The sequence below is a fragment of the Pseudomonas sp. MIL9 genome (assembly GCF_016887925.1).
Classification (GTDB): domain Bacteria; phylum Pseudomonadota; class Gammaproteobacteria; order Pseudomonadales; family Pseudomonadaceae; genus Aquipseudomonas; species Aquipseudomonas mohnii.
The window spans coordinates 128,504-150,000 of record NZ_JAFEHE010000006.1; the positions used below are offsets into that span (position 1 = coordinate 128,504).

General features: G+C 59.5%; 19 protein-coding genes. 8 read left to right on the top strand and 11 right to left on the bottom strand.

Translation table 11 applies throughout. The features are described from left to right. Positions 1-25: 25 nt before the first annotated feature. Positions 26-316, bottom strand: a complete 291-nt coding sequence (locus JQF37_RS08965; RefSeq protein WP_130204464.1) for a hypothetical protein — start codon at positions 314-316, stop codon at positions 26-28. A gap of 406 nt (positions 317-722) precedes the next feature. On the opposite strand from JQF37_RS08965, the gene argF reads away from it, so the two are divergent. Both argF and JQF37_RS08975 read left to right on the top strand, forming a co-directional pair. Next, complete coding sequence (argF, locus tag JQF37_RS08970) at positions 723-1,643, top strand: ornithine carbamoyltransferase (protein ID WP_047532701.1); 921 nt, start codon at positions 723-725, stop codon at positions 1,641-1,643. Then, positions 1,640-2,749: an ABC transporter ATP-binding protein gene (locus JQF37_RS08975; RefSeq protein ID WP_130204463.1), complete on the top strand. Its 1,110-nt coding sequence runs from the start codon at positions 1,640-1,642 to the stop codon at positions 2,747-2,749. Before argF ends, JQF37_RS08975 begins: the two co-directional genes overlap by 4 nt. A gap of 52 nt (positions 2,750-2,801) precedes the next feature. On the opposite strand, the gene JQF37_RS08980 is transcribed toward JQF37_RS08975, so the two are convergent. Both JQF37_RS08980 and ybaK read right to left on the bottom strand, forming a co-directional pair. After that, positions 2,802-3,584, bottom strand: a complete 783-nt coding sequence (locus JQF37_RS08980; protein ID WP_130204462.1) for a PhzF family phenazine biosynthesis protein — start codon at positions 3,582-3,584, stop codon at positions 2,802-2,804. A gap of 90 nt (positions 3,585-3,674) precedes the next feature. Continuing rightward, positions 3,675-4,145, bottom strand: a complete 471-nt coding sequence (ybaK, locus tag JQF37_RS08985; protein ID WP_130204461.1) for a Cys-tRNA(Pro) deacylase — start codon at positions 4,143-4,145, stop codon at positions 3,675-3,677. Between the two features lie 325 nt (positions 4,146-4,470). Here ybaK and JQF37_RS08990 point away from each other — a divergent pair, with 325 nt between their 5' ends. The 4 genes from JQF37_RS08990 to glpD all read left to right on the top strand — a co-directional run bounded on the left by JQF37_RS08990 (position 4,471) and on the right by glpD (position 9,558). Continuing rightward, positions 4,471-5,322, top strand: a complete 852-nt coding sequence (locus JQF37_RS08990) for an MIP/aquaporin family protein (RefSeq protein WP_130204460.1) — start codon at positions 4,471-4,473, stop codon at positions 5,320-5,322. A 75-nt stretch (positions 5,323-5,397) separates the two neighbouring features. Then, a complete protein-coding gene (gene glpK / locus JQF37_RS08995) occupies positions 5,398-6,903 on the top strand; it encodes a glycerol kinase GlpK (protein ID WP_130204459.1) in 1,506 nt (501 codons plus the stop codon). A 94-nt stretch (positions 6,904-6,997) separates the two neighbouring features. Then, positions 6,998-7,753, top strand: a complete 756-nt coding sequence (locus tag JQF37_RS09000; protein ID WP_047532714.1) for a DeoR/GlpR family transcriptional regulator — start codon at positions 6,998-7,000, stop codon at positions 7,751-7,753. Between the two features lie 266 nt (positions 7,754-8,019). Next, complete coding sequence (gene glpD / locus JQF37_RS09005) at positions 8,020-9,558, top strand: glycerol-3-phosphate dehydrogenase (RefSeq protein WP_130204458.1); 1,539 nt, start codon at positions 8,020-8,022, stop codon at positions 9,556-9,558. 128 nt (positions 9,559-9,686) lie between these two features. On the opposite strand, the gene JQF37_RS09010 is transcribed toward glpD, so the two are convergent. From JQF37_RS09010 to JQF37_RS09020, 3 genes are all read right to left on the bottom strand, one after another. After that, positions 9,687-10,796, bottom strand: a complete 1,110-nt coding sequence (locus tag JQF37_RS09010) for an NADH:flavin oxidoreductase/NADH oxidase (protein ID WP_130204457.1) — start codon at positions 10,794-10,796, stop codon at positions 9,687-9,689. A gap of 264 nt (positions 10,797-11,060) precedes the next feature. Further along, the gene (gene recJ / locus JQF37_RS09015; RefSeq protein WP_130204456.1) at positions 11,061-12,770 is read right to left on the bottom strand and encodes a single-stranded-DNA-specific exonuclease RecJ; all 1,710 of its coding nucleotides are present in this window, start codon (positions 12,768-12,770) and stop codon (positions 11,061-11,063) included. Positions 12,771-12,836: 66 nt separating this feature from the next. Then, positions 12,837-13,379: a YaeQ family protein gene (locus tag JQF37_RS09020; RefSeq protein ID WP_047532723.1), complete on the bottom strand. Its 543-nt coding sequence runs from the start codon at positions 13,377-13,379 to the stop codon at positions 12,837-12,839. A 148-nt stretch (positions 13,380-13,527) separates the two neighbouring features. Here JQF37_RS09020 and JQF37_RS09025 point away from each other — a divergent pair, with 148 nt between their 5' ends. Then, the gene (locus tag JQF37_RS09025) at positions 13,528-14,727 is read left to right on the top strand and encodes a CaiB/BaiF CoA-transferase family protein (protein WP_130204455.1); all 1,200 of its coding nucleotides are present in this window, start codon (positions 13,528-13,530) and stop codon (positions 14,725-14,727) included. Continuing rightward, positions 14,681-15,649, top strand: coding sequence for a TIGR02285 family protein (locus JQF37_RS09030; protein ID WP_130204454.1), 969 nt, complete (start codon positions 14,681-14,683; stop codon positions 15,647-15,649). Before JQF37_RS09025 ends, JQF37_RS09030 begins: the two co-directional genes overlap by 47 nt. Before the next feature lie 171 nt (positions 15,650-15,820). On the opposite strand, the gene JQF37_RS09035 is transcribed toward JQF37_RS09030, so the two are convergent. The 5 genes from JQF37_RS09035 to dsbC all read right to left on the bottom strand — a co-directional run bounded on the left by JQF37_RS09035 (position 15,821) and on the right by dsbC (position 21,378). Further along, positions 15,821-16,108, bottom strand: coding sequence for a DUF3509 domain-containing protein (locus JQF37_RS09035; RefSeq protein WP_130204453.1), 288 nt, complete (start codon positions 16,106-16,108; stop codon positions 15,821-15,823). Between the two features lie 160 nt (positions 16,109-16,268). After that, on the bottom strand, positions 16,269-17,609 hold the full coding sequence (locus JQF37_RS09040) for a transporter substrate-binding domain-containing protein (RefSeq protein ID WP_130204452.1): 1,341 nt from the start codon (positions 17,607-17,609) through the stop codon (positions 16,269-16,271). Positions 17,610-17,730: 121 nt separating this feature from the next. Further along, on the bottom strand, positions 17,731-19,140 hold the full coding sequence (gene thrC / locus JQF37_RS09045; protein ID WP_007990037.1) for a threonine synthase: 1,410 nt from the start codon (positions 19,138-19,140) through the stop codon (positions 17,731-17,733). Between the two features lie 67 nt (positions 19,141-19,207). Then, positions 19,208-20,512 (bottom strand): homoserine dehydrogenase, encoded by a 1,305-nt coding sequence (locus tag JQF37_RS09050; RefSeq protein WP_130204451.1) that lies wholly within the window; start codon positions 20,510-20,512, stop codon positions 19,208-19,210. A gap of 134 nt (positions 20,513-20,646) precedes the next feature. After that, entirely contained in the window at positions 20,647-21,378 is a 732-nt protein-coding gene (gene dsbC / locus JQF37_RS09055) for a bifunctional protein-disulfide isomerase/oxidoreductase DsbC (RefSeq protein WP_047532736.1), read from the bottom strand. Positions 21,379-21,497 lie beyond the last annotated feature (119 nt).

Consider the following 21,497-nt stretch of genomic DNA (forward strand, 5'->3'; position numbering starts at 1 on the left):
CAGGCCAGCCGATGGCCGCTGACGATCAGCTCGATGGCAGCCCGGGCGGCACCTGCGACTGGAGCGGCTGGACGGTTTCGATCGGTTCGTGGGCGGCCTGCACTCCGGTCAGTTCGCCGATCAGGCGCCAATGCTCGTCCAGCCCGGCGCTGATGGTAACCATGCGGTCGATCATGCGTCGCGCGGCTTCCCGGGTCACTTTGTCGTCACTTCGCAAGAGTTCGAAGGACATCGAGGTCATCGAGGCGGTCAGGTGAGTCAGGGAGCGGGCCGTCAGGCCGAGCAACTCCATCAACTGCTGTTCTTTCGATTCCATGCCAAGGCTTCCTGCATCACTCGTGATTTATTTATAACCCAGCACCTTGCGTTAGCAAGTGTTTCAGATTGGCAGCGCTGTACACGAAGCCTGCAAACAACAGGTCATAAAACCGACCACAATGCACCGCCAACGCCTCGCTTGATTGCCAAGCTGAGCGGGGCCGGTGTACAAAGACCCGGCTACTGTCAGGAAACAGGCTTCAAAAGCGCTACTGCGGTGAACCCGTAGCCCCTCTGAAATCCCCTAAAAACCGTAGCCCTATTGGTAAGACGCGACATTTAATTATAAGATCGCGCCTTCCCTTATTTCGTCGCCCCGTGCGGCTTACGCCGCAGGTCTCGCCCGTTGTTCCGTTAAACAAGGCTTTGAGCATCTGCGGTTTGTAGCAAAAAGGTAGTCAATGATGAGCGCAAGGCACTTTCTCTCCCTGATGGATTGCACGCCCGAAGAGCTGGTCAGCGTGATCCGTCGAGGCGTTGAGCTCAAGGACCTGCGTAACCGCGGCGTACTGTTCGAGCCCCTGAAAAATCGCGTGCTCGGGATGATTTTCGAAAAATCCTCGACCCGCACCCGCATTTCCTTCGAAGCCGGCATGATCCAGCTCGGTGGCCAGGCGATCTTCCTGTCGCCACGCGACACCCAACTGGGCCGTGGCGAGCCGATCAGTGATGCTGCCATCGTCATGTCGAGCATGCTCGATGCGGTGATGATCCGCACGTTTTCCCACAGCACCCTGACCCAATTCGCCGCCAATTCGCGCGTGCCGCTGATCAACGGCCTGTCCGACGATTTGCACCCGTGCCAGTTGCTGGCCGACATGCAGACCTTCCTCGAACACCGCGGCGCCATCCAGGGCAAGACCGTGGCCTGGATCGGTGACGGCAACAACATGTGCAACAGCTATATAGAAGCGGCGATCCAGTTCGACTTCCAGTTGCGCGTCGCCTGCCCGGAAGGCTATGAGCCGAACCCGGAGTTTCTGGCCCAGGCCGGCGATCGGGTAACCATCGTGCGTGATCCGAAAGATGCCGTACGCGGCGCGCATCTGGTCAGCACCGATGTCTGGACCTCCATGGGCCAGGAAGAAGAAACCGCCAAGCGTCTGGAGCTGTTCGCGCCATACCAGGTCAATCGTGCCCTGCTTGACCTGGCTGCCCCCGACGTTCTGTTCATGCACTGCCTGCCCGCGCACCGGGGCGAAGAAATCAGTGTGGATCTGCTCGACGACCCGCGCTCGGTCGCGTGGGACCAGGCTGAAAACCGTCTTCACGCGCAAAAGGCCCTGCTCGAATTTCTCGTTCCGCCTTCGTACCACCACGCATGAGTCAGCCACTCCTGCTTAACCTGCGCAACCTCGCCTGCGGCTATCAAGACCAGCGGGTCGTGCAGAACCTCAACCTGCATTTGAATGCGGGCGACATCGGTTGCCTGCTCGGCTCTTCGGGCTGCGGCAAGACCACCACCCTGCGTGCGATTGCCGGTTTCGAACCGGTGCACGAAGGTGACATCCAGCTGGCGGGCGAAACGATTTCCAGTGCCGGCTTCACCCTTGCACCGGAGAAGCGCCGCATCGGCATGGTGTTTCAGGACTACGCGCTGTTTCCCCATTTGAGCGTGGCCGACAACATTGCCTTCGGGATCCGCAAGCACCCGCAAAAGGATCGCGTCACCGAAGAGTTGCTGGAACTGGTCAACCTGAAAAACCTCGGCAAGCGCTTCCCCCATGAGCTTTCCGGTGGCCAACAGCAACGTGTCGCCCTGGCCCGCGCCCTGGCGCCGGAGCCGCAGCTGCTACTGCTCGACGAACCGTTTTCCAATCTCGATGGTGAATTGCGCCGCAAGCTCAGCCATGAGGTTCGTGACATCCTCAAGGCCCGCGGCACCAGTGCGATTCTGGTGACCCACGATCAGGAAGAAGCATTCGCCGTCAGTGATCACGTTGGCGTGTTCAAGGAAGGTCGCCTGGAGCAGTGGGATACGCCCTACAACCTCTATCACGAACCGCTGACACCCTTTGTGGCCAGCTTCATCGGCCAGGGTTATTTCATTCGTGGCCAACTGAGCAGTCCTGAGTCGGTGCAGACCGAATTGGGCGAGTTGCGCGGCAACCGTGCCTACACCTGGCCGGTCGGTGGTGCGGTGGATGTGTTGTTGCGTCCGGACGATATCGTCTATGCACCGGACAGCGCGTTGAAAGCGCGGATCGTTGGCAAGACCTTCCTTGGCGCATCGACCTTGTATCGCCTGCAACTGGCGACCGGCGCACAACTTGAGTCGATCTTCCCCAGCCATGTCGATCATCAGACGGGTGTGGAGGTGGGTATTCGGGTCGCGGCGGAACACCTGGTGCTATTCCAGGCTTCCGGCAGCACGGCGGCACAGATTCCGGTCGTCGAATCCGGTGTCCGGCGGTACAGCGCTACTCACTGAGAAACACAATCCCTGTGGGAGCGAGCAAGCTCGTTCCCACAAAGGAATCGGTTTAATCCAGCATCAACGTTCCGCTCGCCACCAGCGTCGCATTCCCGCCGATCTTCACCCGCTCCCCCTCCAATCGGCAGAACAACTCTCCGCCCCGCGCCGAACATTGATAAGCCGTCAGGCTCGACTTGCCCAACCGCGCCGACCAATACGGAATCAGACAGCAATGGGTCGACCCGGTCACGGGATCTTCATTGATGCCAATGGCTGGAGCGAAATAGCGCGACACGAAATCGTGCTTGGTGCCCCGGGCGGTCACGATCGCCCCCAGCCAGGGCAGCTTCGCCAGGGCAACCATGTCAGGCTTGCAGTCGAGCACCGCCTGCTCGGACTCCAGCACCACGAACAGCTCATTCGAACCCAGCACATCGATGGCTTCCACGCCCAGGGCGCGCTCGACATCCAGGCTCACACCTATTTCCGAAGGAACGATCGCCGGAAAGTCCAGCCACAGACGCCCACCGTCGCGACTCACACTCAACGGACCGGATTGACAGGTGAAGTCCAGACGCTCGACCGGCTCTTTATAGATTTCAAACAATACATAAGCGCTGGCCAGCGTTGCATGACCGCACAATGGAACCTCGGTGGTCGGAGTGAACCAGCGGATGCGCCAACCCTGCCCTTCACGTACCACGAAGGCCGTTTCGGCGAGATTGTGCTCCGCGGCGATTTTCTGCATCAACTCATCGGCGAGCCAGGCATCGAGCCGGTAAACCATTGCCGGGTTGCCGCCAAATGGCCGATCACTGAACGCATCGACCTGGTGAAACTCAAGCTGCATAACCGTCTCCTTGTGTTTTGCCCTTGAGCATGAAGCGGTCGACAACGCTGCACCAGTGACAGTGCTGACTAATTTTCGCCATACAGCGACTCAGCCGCGCCCGATGTCAGCGAACTTCGCCTGGGTGTGTTCGGCGAGCACGGCAGGGGCCAATTCAACTTCCAGACCGCGTCGACCTGCGCTGACAAAAATGCTCGCAAAAGGCTGAGCCGAATTATCGATAAACGTGCGCAAGCGCTTCTTCTGCCCCAACGGACTGATCCCACCCAACAGATAACCGGTTGAACGCTGCGCCGCCGCAGGATCGGCCATTTCGACCTTTTTCACCCCGGCCGCGTGAGCCAGGGCCTTCAAGTCCAAGGTGCCGGCAACGGGCACTACCGCGACCAGCAACTCTCCTTTCTCACTGGCAGCCAGCAGGGTCTTGAACACCTGCGCAGGGTCGAGCCCGAGTTTCTCCGCCGCCTCCAGCCCATAGGAAGCGGCCTTCGGGTCATGCTCATAACTGTGCACTCGGTGTTCGGCGCGAACTTTTTTCAACAAATCCAATGCGGGTGTCATGACAGCTCCAGACTTGGCGGCGGTAGAAAATATTGGGCGGGATTCTAGGACATTGGTCCACAAAAGGCTCTATGGCGCGCCCTTCCGTCCATTCAATCAATAGGTCATTCATGCGACGAATAGTTGCATTCTGACTGACGGTTCACTTTCGACCTTTGACAGCAGTGTTTCTTGTCTATATTTTTTCGTTTTTGAAACTGCACGAAACGTCCTACCGCAGCACCCAGCAACAAACCGGGCAATGGATGGGGATCCTGACCCGGTGAAAAAACGCGCTTTGACCATGATGGAAAGAAAGCGCCAGACAATAAAAAATGAGGTTTCAATGACAACCGCTTTACAACAACCGTCGCTCTCGAGCCAATGCATGGCCGAGTTCCTGGGTACTGCTTTGCTCATCTTTTTTGGTACGGGTTGCGTCGCCGCCCTCAAAGTCGCGGGTGCCAGCTTTGGTCTGTGGGAAATCAGCATCATCTGGGGTATCGGCGTGAGCATGGCGATCTACCTGACCGCCGGGGTTTCCGGCGCTCATCTCAACCCTGCCGTCAGCATCGCGCTGAGCATTTTCGCCGACTTCGAAAAGCGCAAACTGCCGTTCTACATCCTGGCCCAAGTGGCGGGTGCCTTTTGTGGCGCCTTGTTGGTTTACACGCTGTACAGCAATCTATTCTTCGATTTCGAACAAACTCACCATATGGTTCGCGGCACTGAAGCCAGCCTGGAATTGGCGTCGGTGTTCTCCACCTTTCCCAATCCGAGCCTGTCCACCTCACAGGCCTTTCTGGTCGAGGTGATCATCACCGCCATTCTGATGGGCGTGATCATGTCCCTGACTGACGACAACAATGGCCTGCCGAACGGCCCGCTGGCGCCAGTCCTGATTGGTTTGCTGATCGCTGTGATCGGCAGTTCGATGGGACCGCTGACCGGTTTCGCCATGAACCCCGCCCGTGACTTCGGCCCTAAATTGATGACGTTCTTCGCTGGCTGGGGTGACATTTCCTTCACCGGCGGGCGCGATATCCCGTACTTCCTGGTTCCGGTTTTCGCACCGATTATCGGGGCCTGCCTCGGCGCCGCAGCCTATCGCGGGGTCATTGCCCGCCATCTGCCAAGCGTCGCACCTGCTACAAAGGACACAGCACCGGCCATTGACGGCAAACCAAGAATTTCTTGATACCGTTGGCACGTGATTCTGCCCATTCAATCGCGCGCCAGACCTCACTCCCTTATTTCGTCCAAGGCAATCGACATGACCGACACACAGAATAAGAACTACATCATTGCCCTCGATCAGGGTACGACCAGCTCCCGCGCGATCATCTTCGACCGCGACGCCAACGTGGTCTGCACTGCACAGCGCGAATTCGCCCAGCATTACCCGCAAGCGGGCTGGGTCGAACACGACCCGATGGAAATCTTCGCCACCCAAAGCGCCGTGATGGTCGAGGCCCTGGCTCAAGCCGGCCTGCATCACGATCAGGTCGCCGCCATCGGCATTACCAACCAACGTGAAACCACCGTGGTCTGGGACAAGAACACCGGCCGCCCGATCTACAACGCGATCGTCTGGCAGTGCCGCCGCAGCACCGAGATCTGCCAGCAGCTCAAGCGTGATGGCCACGAGCAATACATCAGCGAGACCACGGGCCTGGTCACCGACCCGTACTTCTCCGGCACCAAACTCAAGTGGATCCTCGATCACGTCGAAGGCAGCCGTGAACGCGCGCGCAACGGCGAGTTGTTGTTCGGCACCGTCGACAGCTGGCTGATCTGGAAATTTACCGGCGGCAAGGTCCACGTCACCGACTACACCAACGCCTCGCGCACCATGCTCTTCAACATCCACACCCTGGAGTGGGACGCGAAGATGCTGGAGGTGCTGGACATCCCGCGTGAAATGCTGCCCCAGGTGAAATCGTCGTCGGAGATCTACGGCCATACCAAAAGCGGCATCGCCATCGGCGGGATCGCCGGCGACCAGCAAGCGGCGCTGTTCGGTCAGATGTGCGTCGAGGCAGGCCAGGCCAAGAACACCTACGGCACCGGTTGCTTCCTGCTGATGAACACCGGCGACAAAGCCGTGAAGTCCAGACACGGCATGCTCACCACCATCGCGTGCGGTCCGCGCGGTGAAGTGGCCTACGCCCTGGAAGGCGCTGTGTTCAATGGCGGCTCCACCGTCCAGTGGCTGCGCGACGAGCTGAAAATCATCAACGACGCCCACGACACCGAATACTTCGCCAACAAGGTCAAGGACAGCAACGGCGTGTACCTGGTACCGGCGTTCACTGGCCTGGGCGCGCCCTACTGGGACCCCTATGCCCGTGGCGCACTGTTCGGCCTGACCCGGGGCGTCCGTGTGGATCACATCATTCGTGCCGCGCTGGAGTCGATTGCCTACCAGACCCGCGACGTGCTCGACGCCATGCAGCAAGACGCCGGCGAACGCCTCAAGGCCCTGCGCGTGGACGGCGGCGCCGTGGCGAACAACTTCCTCATGCAGTTCCAGGCCGACATCCTCGGCACGCAGGTCGAGCGCCCGCAAATGCGCGAGACCACCGCACTGGGTGCCGCGTACCTGGCAGGCCTGGCCTGCGGCTTCTGGGGCAGCCTGGAAGAACTGCGCGGCAAGGCGGTTATTGAACGCAAGTTCGAACCGGCGCTGGACGAAGCGGCGAAGGAAAAACTCTACGCCGGCTGGAAAAAAGCCGTCAGCCGCACCCGCGATTGGGAGCCGCACGAAGGGGCTGAATAACCCAGGCAGCAGACTGTATCCGCGAGTAACTGGTCGGGAGGAGATTCCTGCGGCATCATGGGCAAATTTTGCTCGGCAGCCCAAAGGACGCCCCATGAATCTGCCTCCCCGTCAGCAGCAAATTCTCGAACTGGTCCGCGAACGCGGGTACGTCAGTATCGAGGAAATGGCCACGCTGTTCGTTGTTACACCGCAGACCATTCGCCGCGATATCAATCAGCTGGCGGAAGCCAATTTGTTGCGTCGTTACCACGGCGGCGCAGCCTACGACTCCAGCGTCGAAAACACCGCCTACGCCATGCGCGCCGATCAGATGCGCGACGAGAAACAGCGCATCGGCGAAGCGATCGCCGCACAGATCCCCGATCACGCCTCGCTGTTCATCAATATCGGCACGACCACCGAATCGATTGCCCGGGCGCTGCTCAACCACAGCCATCTGAAAATCATCACCAACAACCTGCATGTGGCTTCGATGCTCAGCGCCAAGGACGACTTCGATGTTCTGCTGACCGGGGGCAATGTGCGACGTGACGGTGGCGTGGTCGGTCAGGCCAGTGTCGATTTCATCAACCAGTTCAAGGTCGATTTCGCCCTGGTTGGCATCAGCGGCATCGATGAAGACGGCAGCCTGCTGGATTTCGATTATCAGGAAGTGCGGGTTTCCCAGGCGATCATCGCCAATGCCCGCCAGGTGATTCTGGCGGCCGACTCCAGCAAGTTCGGGCGCAACGCCATGATTCGCCTGGGGCCGATCAGCCTGGTTGATTGTCTGGTCACGGATCAGCAGCCTTCCCCTGCGCTGGCGCAGCTTTTGAGCCAGCACAAAGTCAGACTGGAAGTCGTTTAACACCGCGCCATTAAATAATCTGCAGGAGTCGGCTTGGCGGCGATCGGCCTGAATGACGCCATTGCCGGCAAGCCAGGTTCCTATAGAACCTACTTCCCCTCCCCCTCTGCAAAATGTTCGATAATTTTCCTTTAAACGCCTTTCGATGAGTATTTTCAATCGAAGCTGACTGGCTGCGCGCGTCTTAATGGGCTAGTATTTTCGCAAATGAACATTCATGTTCGATTTCAAATACAGAACTTCAAAGAATCCCGAGGCCCGAGCCGATGCCCACTTCCACCTTGCCTACGCCCCCTCTTGCCGAGGTCTACGATATCGCCGTCATTGGTGGCGGGATCAATGGCGTGGGGATCGCAGCGGATGCCGCCGGTCGCGGTCTCTCGGTGTTCCTTTGCGAAAAGGATGATTTGGCCAGCCATACCTCGTCGGCCAGCAGCAAGCTGATCCATGGCGGCCTGCGTTATCTCGAACACTATGAATTCCGTCTGGTGCGCGAAGCGCTGGCCGAGCGGGAAGTCCTGCTGGCCAAGGCTCCGCACATCGTCAAGCCAATGCGCTTCGTGCTGCCACATCGCCCGCACCTGCGACCCGCCTGGATGATTCGTGCCGGCCTGTTCCTGTACGACCATCTGGGCAAACGGGAAAAACTCGCCGGTTCGAAAAGCCTGAAGTTCGGTCCCGATAGCGCGCTGAAAAGTGAAATCACCAAGGGCTTCGAATACTCCGACTGCTGGGTCGACGACGCACGGCTGGTGGTGCTGAACGCCATGGCCGCCCGGGAACAAGGCGCCCATATTCACACTCAGACCCGTTGCGTCAGCGCTCGTCGCGCCAAAGGCCTGTGGCACCTGCATCTGGAGCGCACCGATGGCAGTCTGTTTTCGATCCGCGCCAAGGCGCTGGTGAATGCCGCTGGCCCATGGGTCGCCAAGTTCATCCGCGACGACCTGAAGATGGAATCGCCCTACGGTATCCGCCTGATCCAGGGCAGCCACCTGATCGTGCCGAAGCTGTACGAAGGCGAGCACGCGCACATTCTGCAAAACGAAGATCAGCGCATCGTGTTCACCATTCCTTACCTGAACCATTTCACCCTGATCGGCACCACCGACCGCGAATACACGGGCGATCCGGCAAAGGTGGCGATCACTGAAGGCGAAACCGACTACCTGCTCAAAGTGGTCAATGCCCACTTCAAAAAGCAAATCAGCCGCGACGACATCCTGCACAGTTATTCCGGCGTGCGTCCGCTGTGCAACGACGAATCCGACAACCCGTCGGCCGTCACGCGCGATTACACCCTGGCGCTGTCGGGCAGTGGCGAAGAAGCACCGTTGTTGTCGGTATTCGGTGGCAAGCTGACCACCTACCGCAAACTGGCCGAATCGGCGCTTGCGCAACTGGCGCCGTACTTTGCGCAGATGAAGCCGAGCTGGACCGCCAACGCGACCTTGCCGGGCGGCGAAGACATGACCACCCCGCAAGCGCTGAGCGCGTTGATTCGCGACAAGTTCGACTGGGTCCCGACAGAAATTTCGCGCCGCTGGGCGACCACCTACGGCAGCCGTACCTGGCGTCTGCTCGAAGGCGTACAGAACCTCAGTGACATGGGCGAACACATCGGTGGCGGCCTCTACACCCGCGAAGTCGATTACTTGTGCAGTGAAGAGTGGGCCACCACCGCACACGACATCCTGTGGCGCCGCAGCAAGCTCGGGTTGTTCACCACGGCCGCGGAACAGGACAAGCTCAAGGATTACCTGAACAAGGTCGAGCAGCACCGCAGCAAGATCGAAGCAGCCTGATTGCACCGCTTGATACTGTAGGCGCGAGCATGCTCGCGAAAAACGCCAGGGCAACGCGGGGTATCCGGCCGAGCGCGTTATCGTTGACGTCCATCGCGAGCAGGCTCGCTCCTACAAGAGGCGCTGTCTCATATATCCCGCAAATCTGATTCATGGATGGGTTGGTCACGGTGGGTCGCACGCTGGTACTGCGCTGGCCAGATGGCTTTGCGTCCGCCGAGATCGTCATCCGCGTGCAGCGGCCAGTAAGGATCGCGCAACAACTCGCGGGCCAGGAAAATGATATCCGCCTGACAGGTGCGCAGAATGTGTTCGGCCTGAGCCGGCTCGGTGATCATTCCTACGGTGCCAGTCGCAATTTCAGCTTCCTTGCGAACGCGCTCGGCAAAGCGAGTCTGATAACCAGGCCCAGTGGGAATTTCCGCATTCGCCGCCGTGCCGCCGGACGAAACATCGATCAGGTCCACACCCAGCGCCTTGAGCCGCCGCGCCAGCTCGACGGTTTCATCGGGATTCCAGCCGTCCTCCACCCAGTCAGTGGCCGAAACCCGGACAAACAACGGCAACTCTTCGGGCCACACCGCGCGCACCGCTTCGGTGACTTGCAGCACCAGGCGGATGCGATTTTCGAATGATCCGCCGTATTGATCGCGCCGTTGATTACTCAAGGGCGAAAGAAACTGGTGCAACAGATAACCATGGGCCGCATGCACCTCGACCACTTTGAAACCGGCGATCAGCGCGCGCTTGGCCGAATCGACGAAGGCCTGAATGACGTTGGCGATTTCGCCGTCATCAAGCTGCCTGGGCTGAGTGTGCTGGGGGTCGAACGCGATCGGTGACGGGCCGACCGGAAGCCAGCCGCCCTCTTCGATCTTGACGCTGCCATGCTTGCCCAGCCACGGCCGATAGGTGCTGGCCTTTCGCCCTGCGTGCGCCAACTGGATACCCGCAACGGCGCCTTGGGCAGCAATGAAGCGGGTGATGCGTTGCAGTGGCTCGATTTGCTCATCGTTCCACAAACCAAGGTCTTGCGCGGTGATACGCCCGTCGGCCGTGACCGCCGTGGCTTCGGTGAACACCAGTCCGGCCCCGCCGATGGCACGGCTGCCGAGGTGGACCAGGTGCCAGTCATTGGCCAGGCCATCCACACTGGAATACTGGCACATCGGGGATACCGCGATGCGGTTGAGCAGGGTCAGTTGACGAAGGGTATAGGGTTCAAGCAGCAGACTCATGGGGCACCTCTCGAATCAGTGGTCAGGCTCCAGGGTTCTGTTTGAAAAGTCGACGAGTGACAGGAAATAGGTGCAGCACCCGCCCCCGCGGGCAAAAAATTCGACAAGACGTCACAAGGATTATCAAGCAGTGCTTAGAGCCTAGTCGACATCGCAGTAGGAGCGAGCTTGCTCGCGAAAAAACCAGAGGCGCCGATGGAGACCAGATTCAGCGCGTTATCGTTCACGACCATCGCGAGCAAGCTCGCTCCTACATGTATCGGCTCAACGCGGTTCGATGTGGGCAATCATCAGTTGAACGGTCTCGTTGCCGCGGAACTCGTTGACGTCGAGCTTGTAGGCCAGTTCCACCCACTTGATGGTCGGATTCGGCCAGATATCGCGGTCGACACCAAAGGCAATGCCATCGAGCTTGACCGAACCACATTCGCTTCTGAGCACCACCTTGAGGTGCCGTTCGCCGACGACGCGTTGCTCGACCAACTGAAACACCCCGTGAAACAGCGGCTCCGGAAAGTGTTGCCCCCAGGGACCGGCATGGCGCAGCGCGCGGGCCAGTTCCAGGTGAAACTCCTCGACCGCCAGGGTGCCGTCCGACAGCAGACGCCCGGTCAGGTCTTCTTCGCGCAATTGCCTGCGCACCTCAGCGTCAAAGGCCTCGGCGAACAGCGGAAAATTAGCTTCCGGCAGGGTCAGACCGGCGGCCATGGCATGGCCGCCATATTTGCTGATCAGGTTCGGATGCTGCGCCGCCACCACGCTCAGGGCATCGCGGATATGGAAGCCCTGGACCGAACGCCCCGAGCCCTTGAGCAGCCCGTCTCCCGCATCGGCAAAGGCGATGGTCGGACGGAAATAGCGCTCTTTCATGCGCGATGCGAGGATGCCGATGACGCCCTGGTGCCACTCGGGATCGAACAGACACAGACCAAATGGCATGGAATCCACCGGCAAATCCTTGAGCTGGGCCAGCGCTTCACGCTGCATGCCCTGCTCGATGGATTTGCGGTCCTGGTTCATGCCGTCCAGCTGAGCGGCCATCTCGCGGGCCAGCGCCGCATCCTCGGTCAGCAGGCATTCGATGCCCAGGCTCATGTCATCCAGGCGCCCCGCTGCGTTCAGGCGCGGGCCGACAATGAATCCCAGGTCGGTGGAGGTGATGCGCGCCGGCTCACGCTTGGCCACTTCGAGGATCGCCTTGATGCCCGGCCGCGCACGTCCGGCGCGAATCCGCTCGAGGCCCTGGTGCACCAGAATCCGGTTGTTGGCATCCAGCGGCACCACGTCAGCCACGCTGCCCAACGCCACGAGGTCGAGCAATTCGCCGATGTTCGGCTGCGGCTTGTTCTCGTACCAGCCCAGGCTGCGCAAGCGCGCGCGCAGGGCCATCAGCACATAGAAAATCACCCCGACACCGGCCAGCGCCTTGCTCGGAAACTCACAACCTGGCTGGTTCGGGTTGACGATGGCGTCGGCCTGGGGCAATTCATCACCGGGCAAGTGGTGGTCGGTGACCAGCACCTTGAGGCCAGCCTTTTTCGCTGCGGCCACACCTTCGACACTGGAAATACCGTTGTCCACGGTGATCAACAGCTGTGGCTGACGCTCCAGCGCCACGGCGACGATCTCCGGTGTCAGGCCGTAACCGTAGTCAAAACGGTTGGGCACCAGGTAATCGACATGGGCCGCGCCCAGCAGGCGCAGACCCAGGGTGCCCACGGTGCTGGCCGTCGCGCCATCGGCGTCGAAATCGCCGACGATCAGAATCCGTTGCCGCTGTTCAAGCGCGGTCACCAGCAGGTCCACGGCAGCATCAATGCCCTTGAGCTGCTGGAACGGAATCAGCCGCGCCAGACTCTTGTCCAGCTCGACTGCGGATTGCACGCCCCGCGCGGCGTAGAGTCGGGTCAGCAGGGGTGGAATATCACCCAGCAATGGCAAGGGGTCGGGCAACAGGCGAGATTCGATGCGCATGGGGTGACAGGAGTTTCTCTTCAGTACGTGGGATAAAAATGCATGACGCGGTCCGGCGGCGACTGATCAGCCGCGTTCGCCGGCCAGCCACTGCAACTGGACTTCATGCTGGCCACGATCGTCAGTGACGAAAATCGTCCCTTCACTGATCATCACGTCCCACTTGATAACGCGAGGCATGTCCTTGGCCAGGGTTTCCAGAACTTCCTGGGGCACGGCGGCGATGTTGACGTTTTTCAGGTTTTTGATCGCCGGGATCACCTTGCCTTCCCAGACGCGCAAGCTGCCGTAGGCCAGCAGGCTGGTGCGTTCGGTGCGACGCGAACACCAGGTCAGGCGCTCGGCATCCGGTTGGCCGACTTCGATCCAGTGCAGGACACGGTCATCCAGGCTTTTTTCCCACAAGGCCGGTTCATCCACTTCTGAAAGACCACGGCCAAAGGACAGCTGCTCGTTGTACCAGAGGGCATAGGCCAGCAGGCGCACCGTCATACGCTCTTCGGTTTCCGAAGGGTGACGGGCGATGGTCTGCTTGACGCTCTCGTAGACGCTGCGGTCGAGGTCGGTGAGGTTCAGTTCAAACTTGTAGGTCGTGGACGGCTGGGCCATGAACGGGCTTCTTGATACGAGGAAAGTCGGCAAGTCTAACCGATGCGGCAGGCAATCAACGAATAGAAGGCGATCTACCTTGAGCGCCTGACAGTCGGCTATGTTAAAAGTCTGTATTCGCTCAGTCTTTTGTCCTACAGGATTTAGTATGCCGCTCACCGACAAACCGCTCTCGGGTCTGAAAGTCATCGAATTGGGCACCTTGATTGCCGGTCCGTTTGCCTCGCGCATCTGCGCCGAATTCGGTGCCGATGTGGTCAAGATCGAGTCTCCGGACGGTGGCGATCCGCTGCGCAAGTGGCGCAAGTTGTACGAAGGGACTTCGCTGTGGTGGTTCGTTCAGGCGCGCAACAAAAAGTCGCTGACGCTCAACCTCAAACATCCGGATGGCCTGGCGATTCTGAAAAAGCTGCTCAGTGAAGCGGACATCCTGATCGAAAACTTCCGCCCCGGCGTGCTGGAAAAACTCGGTCTGGGCTGGGAGGTCTTGCACGCGCTGAACCCGAAACTGGTGATGGTGCGACTCTCGGGCTTCGGTCAGACCGGTCCGATGAAGGATCAGCCGGGGTTTGGAGCGGTCGGTGAATCCATGGGGGGCCTGCGTTACATCACCGGGTTCGAAGACCGGCCGCCGGTGCGTACCGGGATCTCCATTGGTGATTCGATCGCTGCCCTCTGGGGCGTGATTGGTGCGCTGATGGCCCTGCGTCACCGCGAGGTCAATGGCGGCCAGGGGCAAGTGGTGGATGTGGCGCTGTATGAAGCGATTTTCGCCATGATGGAAAGCATGGTCCCGGAATTTGATGTTTTCGGCTTTATTCGCGAACGCACCGGCAACATCATGCCCGGTATTACCCCCTCCTCGATCCACACCAGCGCCGACGGCAAACATGTGCAGATCGGCGCCAATGGCGATGCGATCTTCAAGCGTTTCATGCTGATCATCGGTCGCGAAGACCTGGCCAATGACCCGACCCTGGCCAGCAACGATGGGCGCGACAGCCGCCGCGACGAGCTCTACGGGGTGATCGATCGCTGGGTCAATTCGTTGCCGCTGGACACGGTCATAGAGCGCTTGAACCAGGCCGATGTGCCCGCCAGCCGGATCTTCAGCGCCGAAGACATGTTCAGCGACCCGCAATACCTGGCCCGGGAAATGTTCCTGCAGGCCAAGCTTCCTGATGGCAAAGACTTCAAGATGCCGGGGATTGTGCCGAAACTCTCAGAGACACCCGGTGAATGTGAATGGGTCGGGCCGCAACTGGGTGAGCATAACGCACAGGTACTCCAGGAACTTGGCTATGACGCGTCGCAGATCGCACAGCTGCGCAAAGACGGGGCCATCTGAGCTGAAGCGTCTGCTGGCGCGGTCAATCAAGCACTGCCTGCCACTGAACAGGCGGGTGTTGTTTGCGTTGGTGAGCATGTGGCTGATCAGCGGACTGACCTTGCCAATGCTGGCACAGGCCGGGGAATCCCTGGTCTGGCTGAAGCGGGACCTGCCGCCACTGTTCATTTTCGAAGGGCCGGACAAGAATCAGGGTGTCATCGATCAGCTGTTGCGGCAGCTAATCGCCAGCATGCCCCAGTACCAGCACAGCGTAAAGAAGGTCAATCGTGCCCGCGGACTGCAAATGCTCCGCGAATCGGCGCTCACGTGCGATGCAGCGCTGAATTGGAGCAAGGAGCGCGATAACTGGATCGCGTTTTCCGTTCCGGTCTTCCGCGCCATGAGCAACGGCTTGGCCGTACGCCGTGGCGATCGGGAGGTGTTGACGCCTTTCATCAAGGACGGAGAGGTGGATCTGGCGGCCCTGCTGGCCACTGGCAGCGTAACGCTGGGGATTGTTGCCGAACGCAACTACGGCGAGTTTATCGATGCACTGCTCAAGCAAGCCTCCCCTCAAGCACTGACCCTGCACTACGGCAACGACGCGCTGGGTAGCCTGCTTCAGATGCAACGCCTCGGGCGCCTGCACCTGTTGCTGGGCTACCGACCGGAGATCCGCTACCAGGCTCAGCGACAAGGGATCGACGAGGATGAATTGCAGTTCTATCCGATTCGCGGCACCGGCAAGTACCTGTCCGGCTACATCGGCTGTACCGACACGCCCCAAGGCCGACAGGCAATCATCGAGATCAATCAACTACTGCACAACCTGCCTCGCGATGAACTGAGCGAGGCCTACGCCGCCTGGCTCGACCCGGAAAGTCGCAGCGAGTATCTGCAGGCGTCCAAGGCATTTTTTGAGCTGCAGGCCGGGCACTGACAACCACCCGACAAAAAGAAACCCCGAGAAGTGGGGAGACGACTCGGGGTTAAACGTGGCCTATCTATAGACCATTGGCAGCAAGCTACAAGCACCGGAGCACAATGCTTGATCCTGCTGTTAAAAGATCTGACTGATCCGGGCGCAGGAAGGTTCCCACAAAAAACAATTTCAATTCCGGCGGGCCAGCAACTTGTCTTGAGCTGCATGGCGCAATGCCGCAATGACACAGGGCTCCAGCCGTCCTTCCGCAATCAGCACATCGCGATGCAAACCGTCGACCACATCCGTGAGCAGACGTTTATCACTCAATTGGGCCTGGTTGAACTCGCGTTCGACCACAACGGCACCCATCGTATTCGTCAATGACACCCGGCATTCACCATGAATACCCGACGGGGTCAGCGTCACCTGGTACGGGCTCAGAGCCTCACCGAGCAAGAGACTGATACTTTCCATCTCGATCACCACTCAATAGTCCGAAACAAAGTGCCTGGGGTATCTCTACAGTAAATGACCGCTGGCCCGAGAAGAAAGTTCTGAAAACCGATTGCCGGGAAGCTGAGCCTCCCGTCGATAGAGCATGCATGCCAAAGATGACAGAGAAAAAACAAGCGCATCACGCCCGTCGGATGCGCTGGTCGATATCAGTCCAGCCCCCGAGCAAACCTCGCAGTTGGCCGTCCGAACTGTAAAACGGCACCGTCCATTGATAGATGTCCCTGAGGCCATTCATGAACAGCAATTGCCGCTCACTGAAGTGCGACTTGCGATTAGCCAGTTGAGCCATGAACTCGGTGTGCAGCAGCTCAGCAGTCGCTTTGGGCAACACATCGAGTTCAATCAGTTGGCGCCCCTGCATTTGATCGAAACGGGTCGACAACCTCTCCTCATAGCTTTTATTGCACAGGATCAAACGCCCTTGCAGATCCCGGACGAAAATCGGATCAGGCATGGCGTCGATCAACGCGTGCTGGAACGCAAGCTGATCACTGAGGCTTTTCTCGGCCTGTGCCCGTTGCTGGACCAATGCTGCCAAGCGGCGGTTCCAGAGTAAGGACAGCAACCCGAAGAGGCCGGCGATAACGACTCCCCAGCAGCCCCACTCGGCAATCCGTTGACCGACGGTACGTACTGGCGCTGGTGTTGTCCCATTGAACCATTTCTGGCGAATGGCACGTAATTCGGCGGGAGGAAACGCCTCAAGCGCCTTGTTGAGGATGCTCAGCAACTGCGGCTGACCTTGACGCACTGCCAGGTAGTCCGGGTCCCACTTGCCCTCGACGATATGGCCCACCTGAAGCAATCCCGAGGGAAAAAGTTGAGCACCGATCTCGTTTTCGATAGTTGCATGGGCCAGCCCGCTTTCGACCCACGCGCGGGCCTCGGCGCTGGTCTTGACAGAGCGCAACTCAATGGCTGGATATTCGCGACGAATCAAGGCCTCCAGGGCGTGGCGGGCCGGCAACACCAACACTCTTTTTGCCAACTGCTGCAGCGATTGCACTGGCGGCTCCCCAGCCCGACCGACGAACACCCAGCCAGCGCCACCAAACGCATAGCTGAAGTCCAGAAACGCTTTGCGTTCATCATTCATCGAGAGCGTGGTGCTCATGTCCGCAGCCCCCCTCTCCAGACTTTCAAGCATCTGATCGATCGAAAAGGACTCGACATGAACAAACTGCAAACCGGTCATGGCGCTGATGCGATCAAGCATATCCCTGTTCAAGCCACTCCAATGGCCATGCTCGTCCTTGAACAGGTACAGCGGGTATTCCAGTGATGCGACGATGACGCGCGGATGCTCGGTAATCCATTTCAGCTCTTGAGCGTCCAGCCTGATCGTCTTCACGGGCTCAGGAACCACCGAATGAGAGGCCAGCCCCCATTGGGAGAAAACCAGGGCGCCGAGCAACAACAGCCAGCATGGGGCTGACCTTGACCTTCTGAAAAACAGCATTGCCACTTCCTTGATGATCAGCTCGCCCGTCCTTCATGGGCGACTCTTCCCGGCAAGTGTGGCATGCAGAAACAAGAAAGCCCGTCAGGAGACGGGCTTCAATTTGTGACAGCTTTTGCCGTTACAAAGGCTTGCCACGGTTGCCATGCTGACTGACAAAGGCCTGTACGGCTTTCAAGTCATTCGGCAACACGGTGCACCGCTCATCTCGCTCAAACAAATCAGAAAGATGTGCGGGGAGTTCGAGTGCTTTTCCTACACCGGCTTTTTCCACGGCGTCCGGGAATTTGACCGGGTGGGCGGTGCCCAGGATCACCATCGGAATATCCAGGCTACGACGGCATTCCCGTGCGGCCTTCACGCCGATGGCGGTGTGCGGATCCAGCACTTCACCGGTCTGCTCATAGACTTCGGCGATGGTTTCGCAGGTTTGTGCATCATCCACTGCCAGCGAATCGAACAGTTTGCGTGCTTCGGTCCAGCGCTCCTGCTCGACGCTGAAACCGCCACCTTGCTTGAAGCTGTCCATCAACCCGGCGATCGCCGCACCGTTGCGACCGTGCAGGTCGAACAGCAGACGCTCGAAGTTCGACGACACCATGATGTCCATGGAAGGCGACAGAGTGGCGTGCAGGGTTTCCTTGACGTACTGATTGCCGCTCATGAAGCGGTGCAGGATGTCGTTGCGATTGGTGGCGACGATCAACTGGTTGATCGGCAGGCCCATGTTGCGCGCCAGGTAGCCAGCGAAGATGTCGCCGAAGTTGCCGGTCGGCACCGAGAACGACACCGAACGCGCCGGGCCACCCAACTGCAGCGCAGCGTGGAAGTAGTAAACGATCTGGGCCATGATTCGCGCCCAGTTGATCGAGTTCACCGCCACCAGGCGAGTGCCCTTCAGGAAACCCTGGTCGGCGAAGCTCGCCTTGACCATTTCCTGGCAGTCATCGAAGTTGCCTTCGATCGCAATGTTGTGGATGTTCTCGCCGAAGATGGTGGTCATCTGCCGACGCTGCACTTCCGAAACACGGTTGTGCGGGTGCAGGATGAAGATATCGACGTTTTCGCAGTGCTTGCAGCCTTCGATGGCGGCCGAGCCGGTATCACCGGAGGTCGCACCAACGATCACCACACGCTCGCCACGTTTTTCCAGCACGTAGTCGAGCAGGCGACCGAGCAGTTGCAGGGCGAAGTCCTTGAACGCCAGGGTCGGGCCGTGGAACAGCTCCAGCACCCATTCGTTACCGTTCAACTGACGCAGCGGCGCAACGGCGCTGTGGGCGAACACACCGTAGGTTTCTTCGAGGATCTTTTTGAAATCGGCGTCCGGAATGCTGCCGGTGACAAACGGGCGCATGACCCGGAACGCCAGCTCGTGATACGGCAGACCTGCCCAGGAAGCGATTTCTTCCTGGGTGAAACGTGGCAGGTTTTCCGGGACGTACAGACCGCCGTCGGTGGCCAGACCGGCCAGCAGGACGTCTTCGAAATTCAGGGCCGGTGCCTGGCCGCGGGTACTGATGTAACGCATGACTGACTCCAATGGACAGTGTTCGTAAACCCGGGCTCAACCCGTGAGCCCGGTGAACGATAACGGCTTAGTTCAGGTGCTCGACACGGATCCGTACGACAGGACCCACAACGCCAGCCAAGGCTTCCAGGGCGGTGATCGCGTCGTTGATGTGCTGCTCCAGCACACGGTGGGTCAGCAGGATCATCGGCACCAGGCCGTCGTGTTCTTCGACTTCCTTCTGCATGATCGATTCGATGTTGATACCGCGCTCCGACAGGATGCTCGCGACTTGCGCCAGCACGCCCGGATGGTCCTTGGCCTGAATGCGCAGGTAGTAGGCGCTTTCGCAGGCTTCGATCGGCAGGATCGGGTGCGCCGACAGCGAATCCGGCTGGAAGGCCAGGTGCGGCACGCGGTTTTCCGGATCGGAAGTCATGGCGCGAACGACATCCACCAGGTCGGCAATGACCGACGAAGCCGTCGGTTCCATGCCGGCGCCGGCACCGTAGAACAGGGTCGAGCCGGCAGCATCACCGTTGACCATGACCGCGTTCATCACGCCGTTGACGTTGGCGATCAAACGATCGGCCGGGATCAGCGTCGGGTGTACGCGCAGCTCAATACCGGCCGCGGTGCTGCGCGCCACGCCCAGATGCTTGATGCGATAGCCCAGCGCTTCGGCATAGTTCACGTCAGCGGTGGTCAGCTTGGTGATGCCTTCGGTGTAGGCCTTGTCGAATTGCAGCGGGATACCGAAGGCGATGGACGCCAGGATCGTCAGCTTGTGCGCCGCGTCGATGCCTTCAACGTCGAAGGTCGGATCGGCTTCGGCATAACCCAGAGCTTGCGCCTCGGCCAGCACGTCTTCGAAGGTGCGACCCTTTTCGCGCATCTCGGTCAGGATAAAGTTACCGGTGCCGTTGATGATCCCGGCCACCCAGTTGATACGGTTGGCCGACAGGCCTTCACGGATCGCCTTGATCACCGGGATGCCACCCGCCACGGCTGCTTCGAACGCAACGATCACGCCCTTTTCGCGAGCCTTGGCGAAAATTTCGTTACCGTGAACGGCGATAAGCGCCTTGTTCGCGGTGACCACATGCTTGCCATTCTCGATGGCCTTGAGTACCAGCTCACGGGCAACGGTGTAGCCGCCCATCAGCTCTATAACGATGTCGATCTCAGGGTTCGTGGCCACTTCGAAGACATCGTTGGTAATCGCAATACCGGTCGTTTGGAACTGAGGCTTTGGCGTGCGCATGGCAATTTGTGCCACTTCGATTTCACGCCCGGCACGACGAGCAATTTCCTCGGCGTTGCGCTGAAGTACGTTGAAGGTACCGCCACCGACGGTTCCTAACCCACAGATGCCTACTTTGACCGGTTTCACTGTGAACTCCCCATAAAACGGCCGACTCAAGGCCGGCCGTGAAAACAACCGCATGCTCGCGGCTCTCTATTGATGGCCCGGCGAATGCTGCTGCCGGACCATGATCGTCAATGGCTGACCGTGACGATGTGAATTTACTTCGCGCCCAACGCCAGTTTGGCGACTTGTGGCGCAGGCTGGTAGCCCGGAATGACCTGACCGTCGGCCAAAACGATGGCCGGCGTACCGTTCACGCCAATCGACTGGCCGAGGGCGAACTGTTTGGAAACCGGGTTATCGCACTTGGCGGCCTTGATTTCCTTGCCGTCGACCATCTTGTCCATGGCCGCTTTCTTGTCTTTCGAGCACCAAACCGCTTGCAACTGTTCGTCACCCGGCGAGCCCAGGCCCTGGCGCGGGAACGCAACATAACGCACTTCGATGCCGCGCTTGTTCAGCTCAGGCACTTCTGCGTGCAGTTTGTGGCAGTACGGGCAGGTGGTGTCGGTGAACACGGTGATGTGCGACTTGGTTTCGCCAATGGCCGGGTAAACCACGGTTTCAGCGACCGGAATCTCATTGATCAACTTGGAGATACCCAGGCGCTCGGTCTTCTCGGTCAGGTTGACCGGTTTGCCATCCTTGAGCTGGAACAGGTAGCCCTGAACCACGTACTGGCCGTCGGCACTGGCATACAGCACGCGGCTGCCCTTCAATTTGACTTCGTACAAGCCCGGCAGCGGGCTGGCGGTGATGCTTTCTACCGGCACTTCGAGCTGGAGGTTTTCCAGGCTTTTACGGATGGCTTTGTCGGCCGCGTCATCGGCGACGGCAAAGGTGCTGACCAACGCAATGGCGGCGGCAGCGAAAATCTGGGTCAGACGCATGAGAACTCCTGAAGGCGGACAAATGGGACGATCAGAACGCCCGTGCCGAAACACCGGGTCATAACCGCCCATCGTGCAAACCGACAAAGCCTACCACATAAGGCAACGGTGTCCGACTC

What these genes read in the sequence shown, in the direction of transcription:
- argF (WP_047532701.1), top strand. Translation starts at nt 723, where the DNA reads ATGAGCGCAAGGCACTTTCTCTCCCTGATGGATTGCACGCCCGAAGAG.
- glpK (WP_130204459.1), top strand. Translation starts at nt 5,398, where the DNA reads ATGACCGACACACAGAATAAGAACTACATCATTGCCCTCGATCAGGGT.
- JQF37_RS09040 (WP_130204452.1), bottom strand. Translation starts at nt 17,609, where the DNA reads ATGCTGTTTTTCAGAAGGTCAAGGTCAGCCCCATGCTGGCTGTTGTTG.
- thrC (WP_007990037.1), bottom strand. Translation starts at nt 19,140, where the DNA reads ATGCGTTACATCAGTACCCGCGGCCAGGCACCGGCCCTGAATTTCGAA.
- ybaK (WP_130204461.1), bottom strand. Translation starts at nt 4,145, where the DNA reads ATGACACCCGCATTGGATTTGTTGAAAAAAGTTCGCGCCGAACACCGA.
- glpD (WP_130204458.1), top strand. Translation starts at nt 8,020, where the DNA reads ATGCCCACTTCCACCTTGCCTACGCCCCCTCTTGCCGAGGTCTACGAT.
- JQF37_RS09035 (WP_130204453.1), bottom strand. Translation starts at nt 16,108, where the DNA reads ATGGAAAGTATCAGTCTCTTGCTCGGTGAGGCTCTGAGCCCGTACCAG.
- JQF37_RS09025 (WP_130204455.1), top strand. Translation starts at nt 13,528, where the DNA reads ATGCCGCTCACCGACAAACCGCTCTCGGGTCTGAAAGTCATCGAATTG.
- recJ (WP_130204456.1), bottom strand. Translation starts at nt 12,770, where the DNA reads ATGCGCATCGAATCTCGCCTGTTGCCCGACCCCTTGCCATTGCTGGGT.
- JQF37_RS09000 (WP_047532714.1), top strand. Translation starts at nt 6,998, where the DNA reads ATGAATCTGCCTCCCCGTCAGCAGCAAATTCTCGAACTGGTCCGCGAA.
- JQF37_RS08990 (WP_130204460.1), top strand. Translation starts at nt 4,471, where the DNA reads ATGACAACCGCTTTACAACAACCGTCGCTCTCGAGCCAATGCATGGCC.
- JQF37_RS08980 (WP_130204462.1), bottom strand. Translation starts at nt 3,584, where the DNA reads ATGCAGCTTGAGTTTCACCAGGTCGATGCGTTCAGTGATCGGCCATTT.
- JQF37_RS08965 (WP_130204464.1), bottom strand. Translation starts at nt 316, where the DNA reads ATGGAATCGAAAGAACAGCAGTTGATGGAGTTGCTCGGCCTGACGGCC.
- JQF37_RS09030 (WP_130204454.1), top strand. Translation starts at nt 14,681, where the DNA reads ATGACGCGTCGCAGATCGCACAGCTGCGCAAAGACGGGGCCATCTGAG.
- JQF37_RS09010 (WP_130204457.1), bottom strand. Translation starts at nt 10,796, where the DNA reads ATGAGTCTGCTGCTTGAACCCTATACCCTTCGTCAACTGACCCTGCTC.
- JQF37_RS08975 (WP_130204463.1), top strand. Translation starts at nt 1,640, where the DNA reads ATGAGTCAGCCACTCCTGCTTAACCTGCGCAACCTCGCCTGCGGCTAT.
- dsbC (WP_047532736.1), bottom strand. Translation starts at nt 21,378, where the DNA reads ATGCGTCTGACCCAGATTTTCGCTGCCGCCGCCATTGCGTTGGTCAGC.
- JQF37_RS09020 (WP_047532723.1), bottom strand. Translation starts at nt 13,379, where the DNA reads ATGGCCCAGCCGTCCACGACCTACAAGTTTGAACTGAACCTCACCGAC.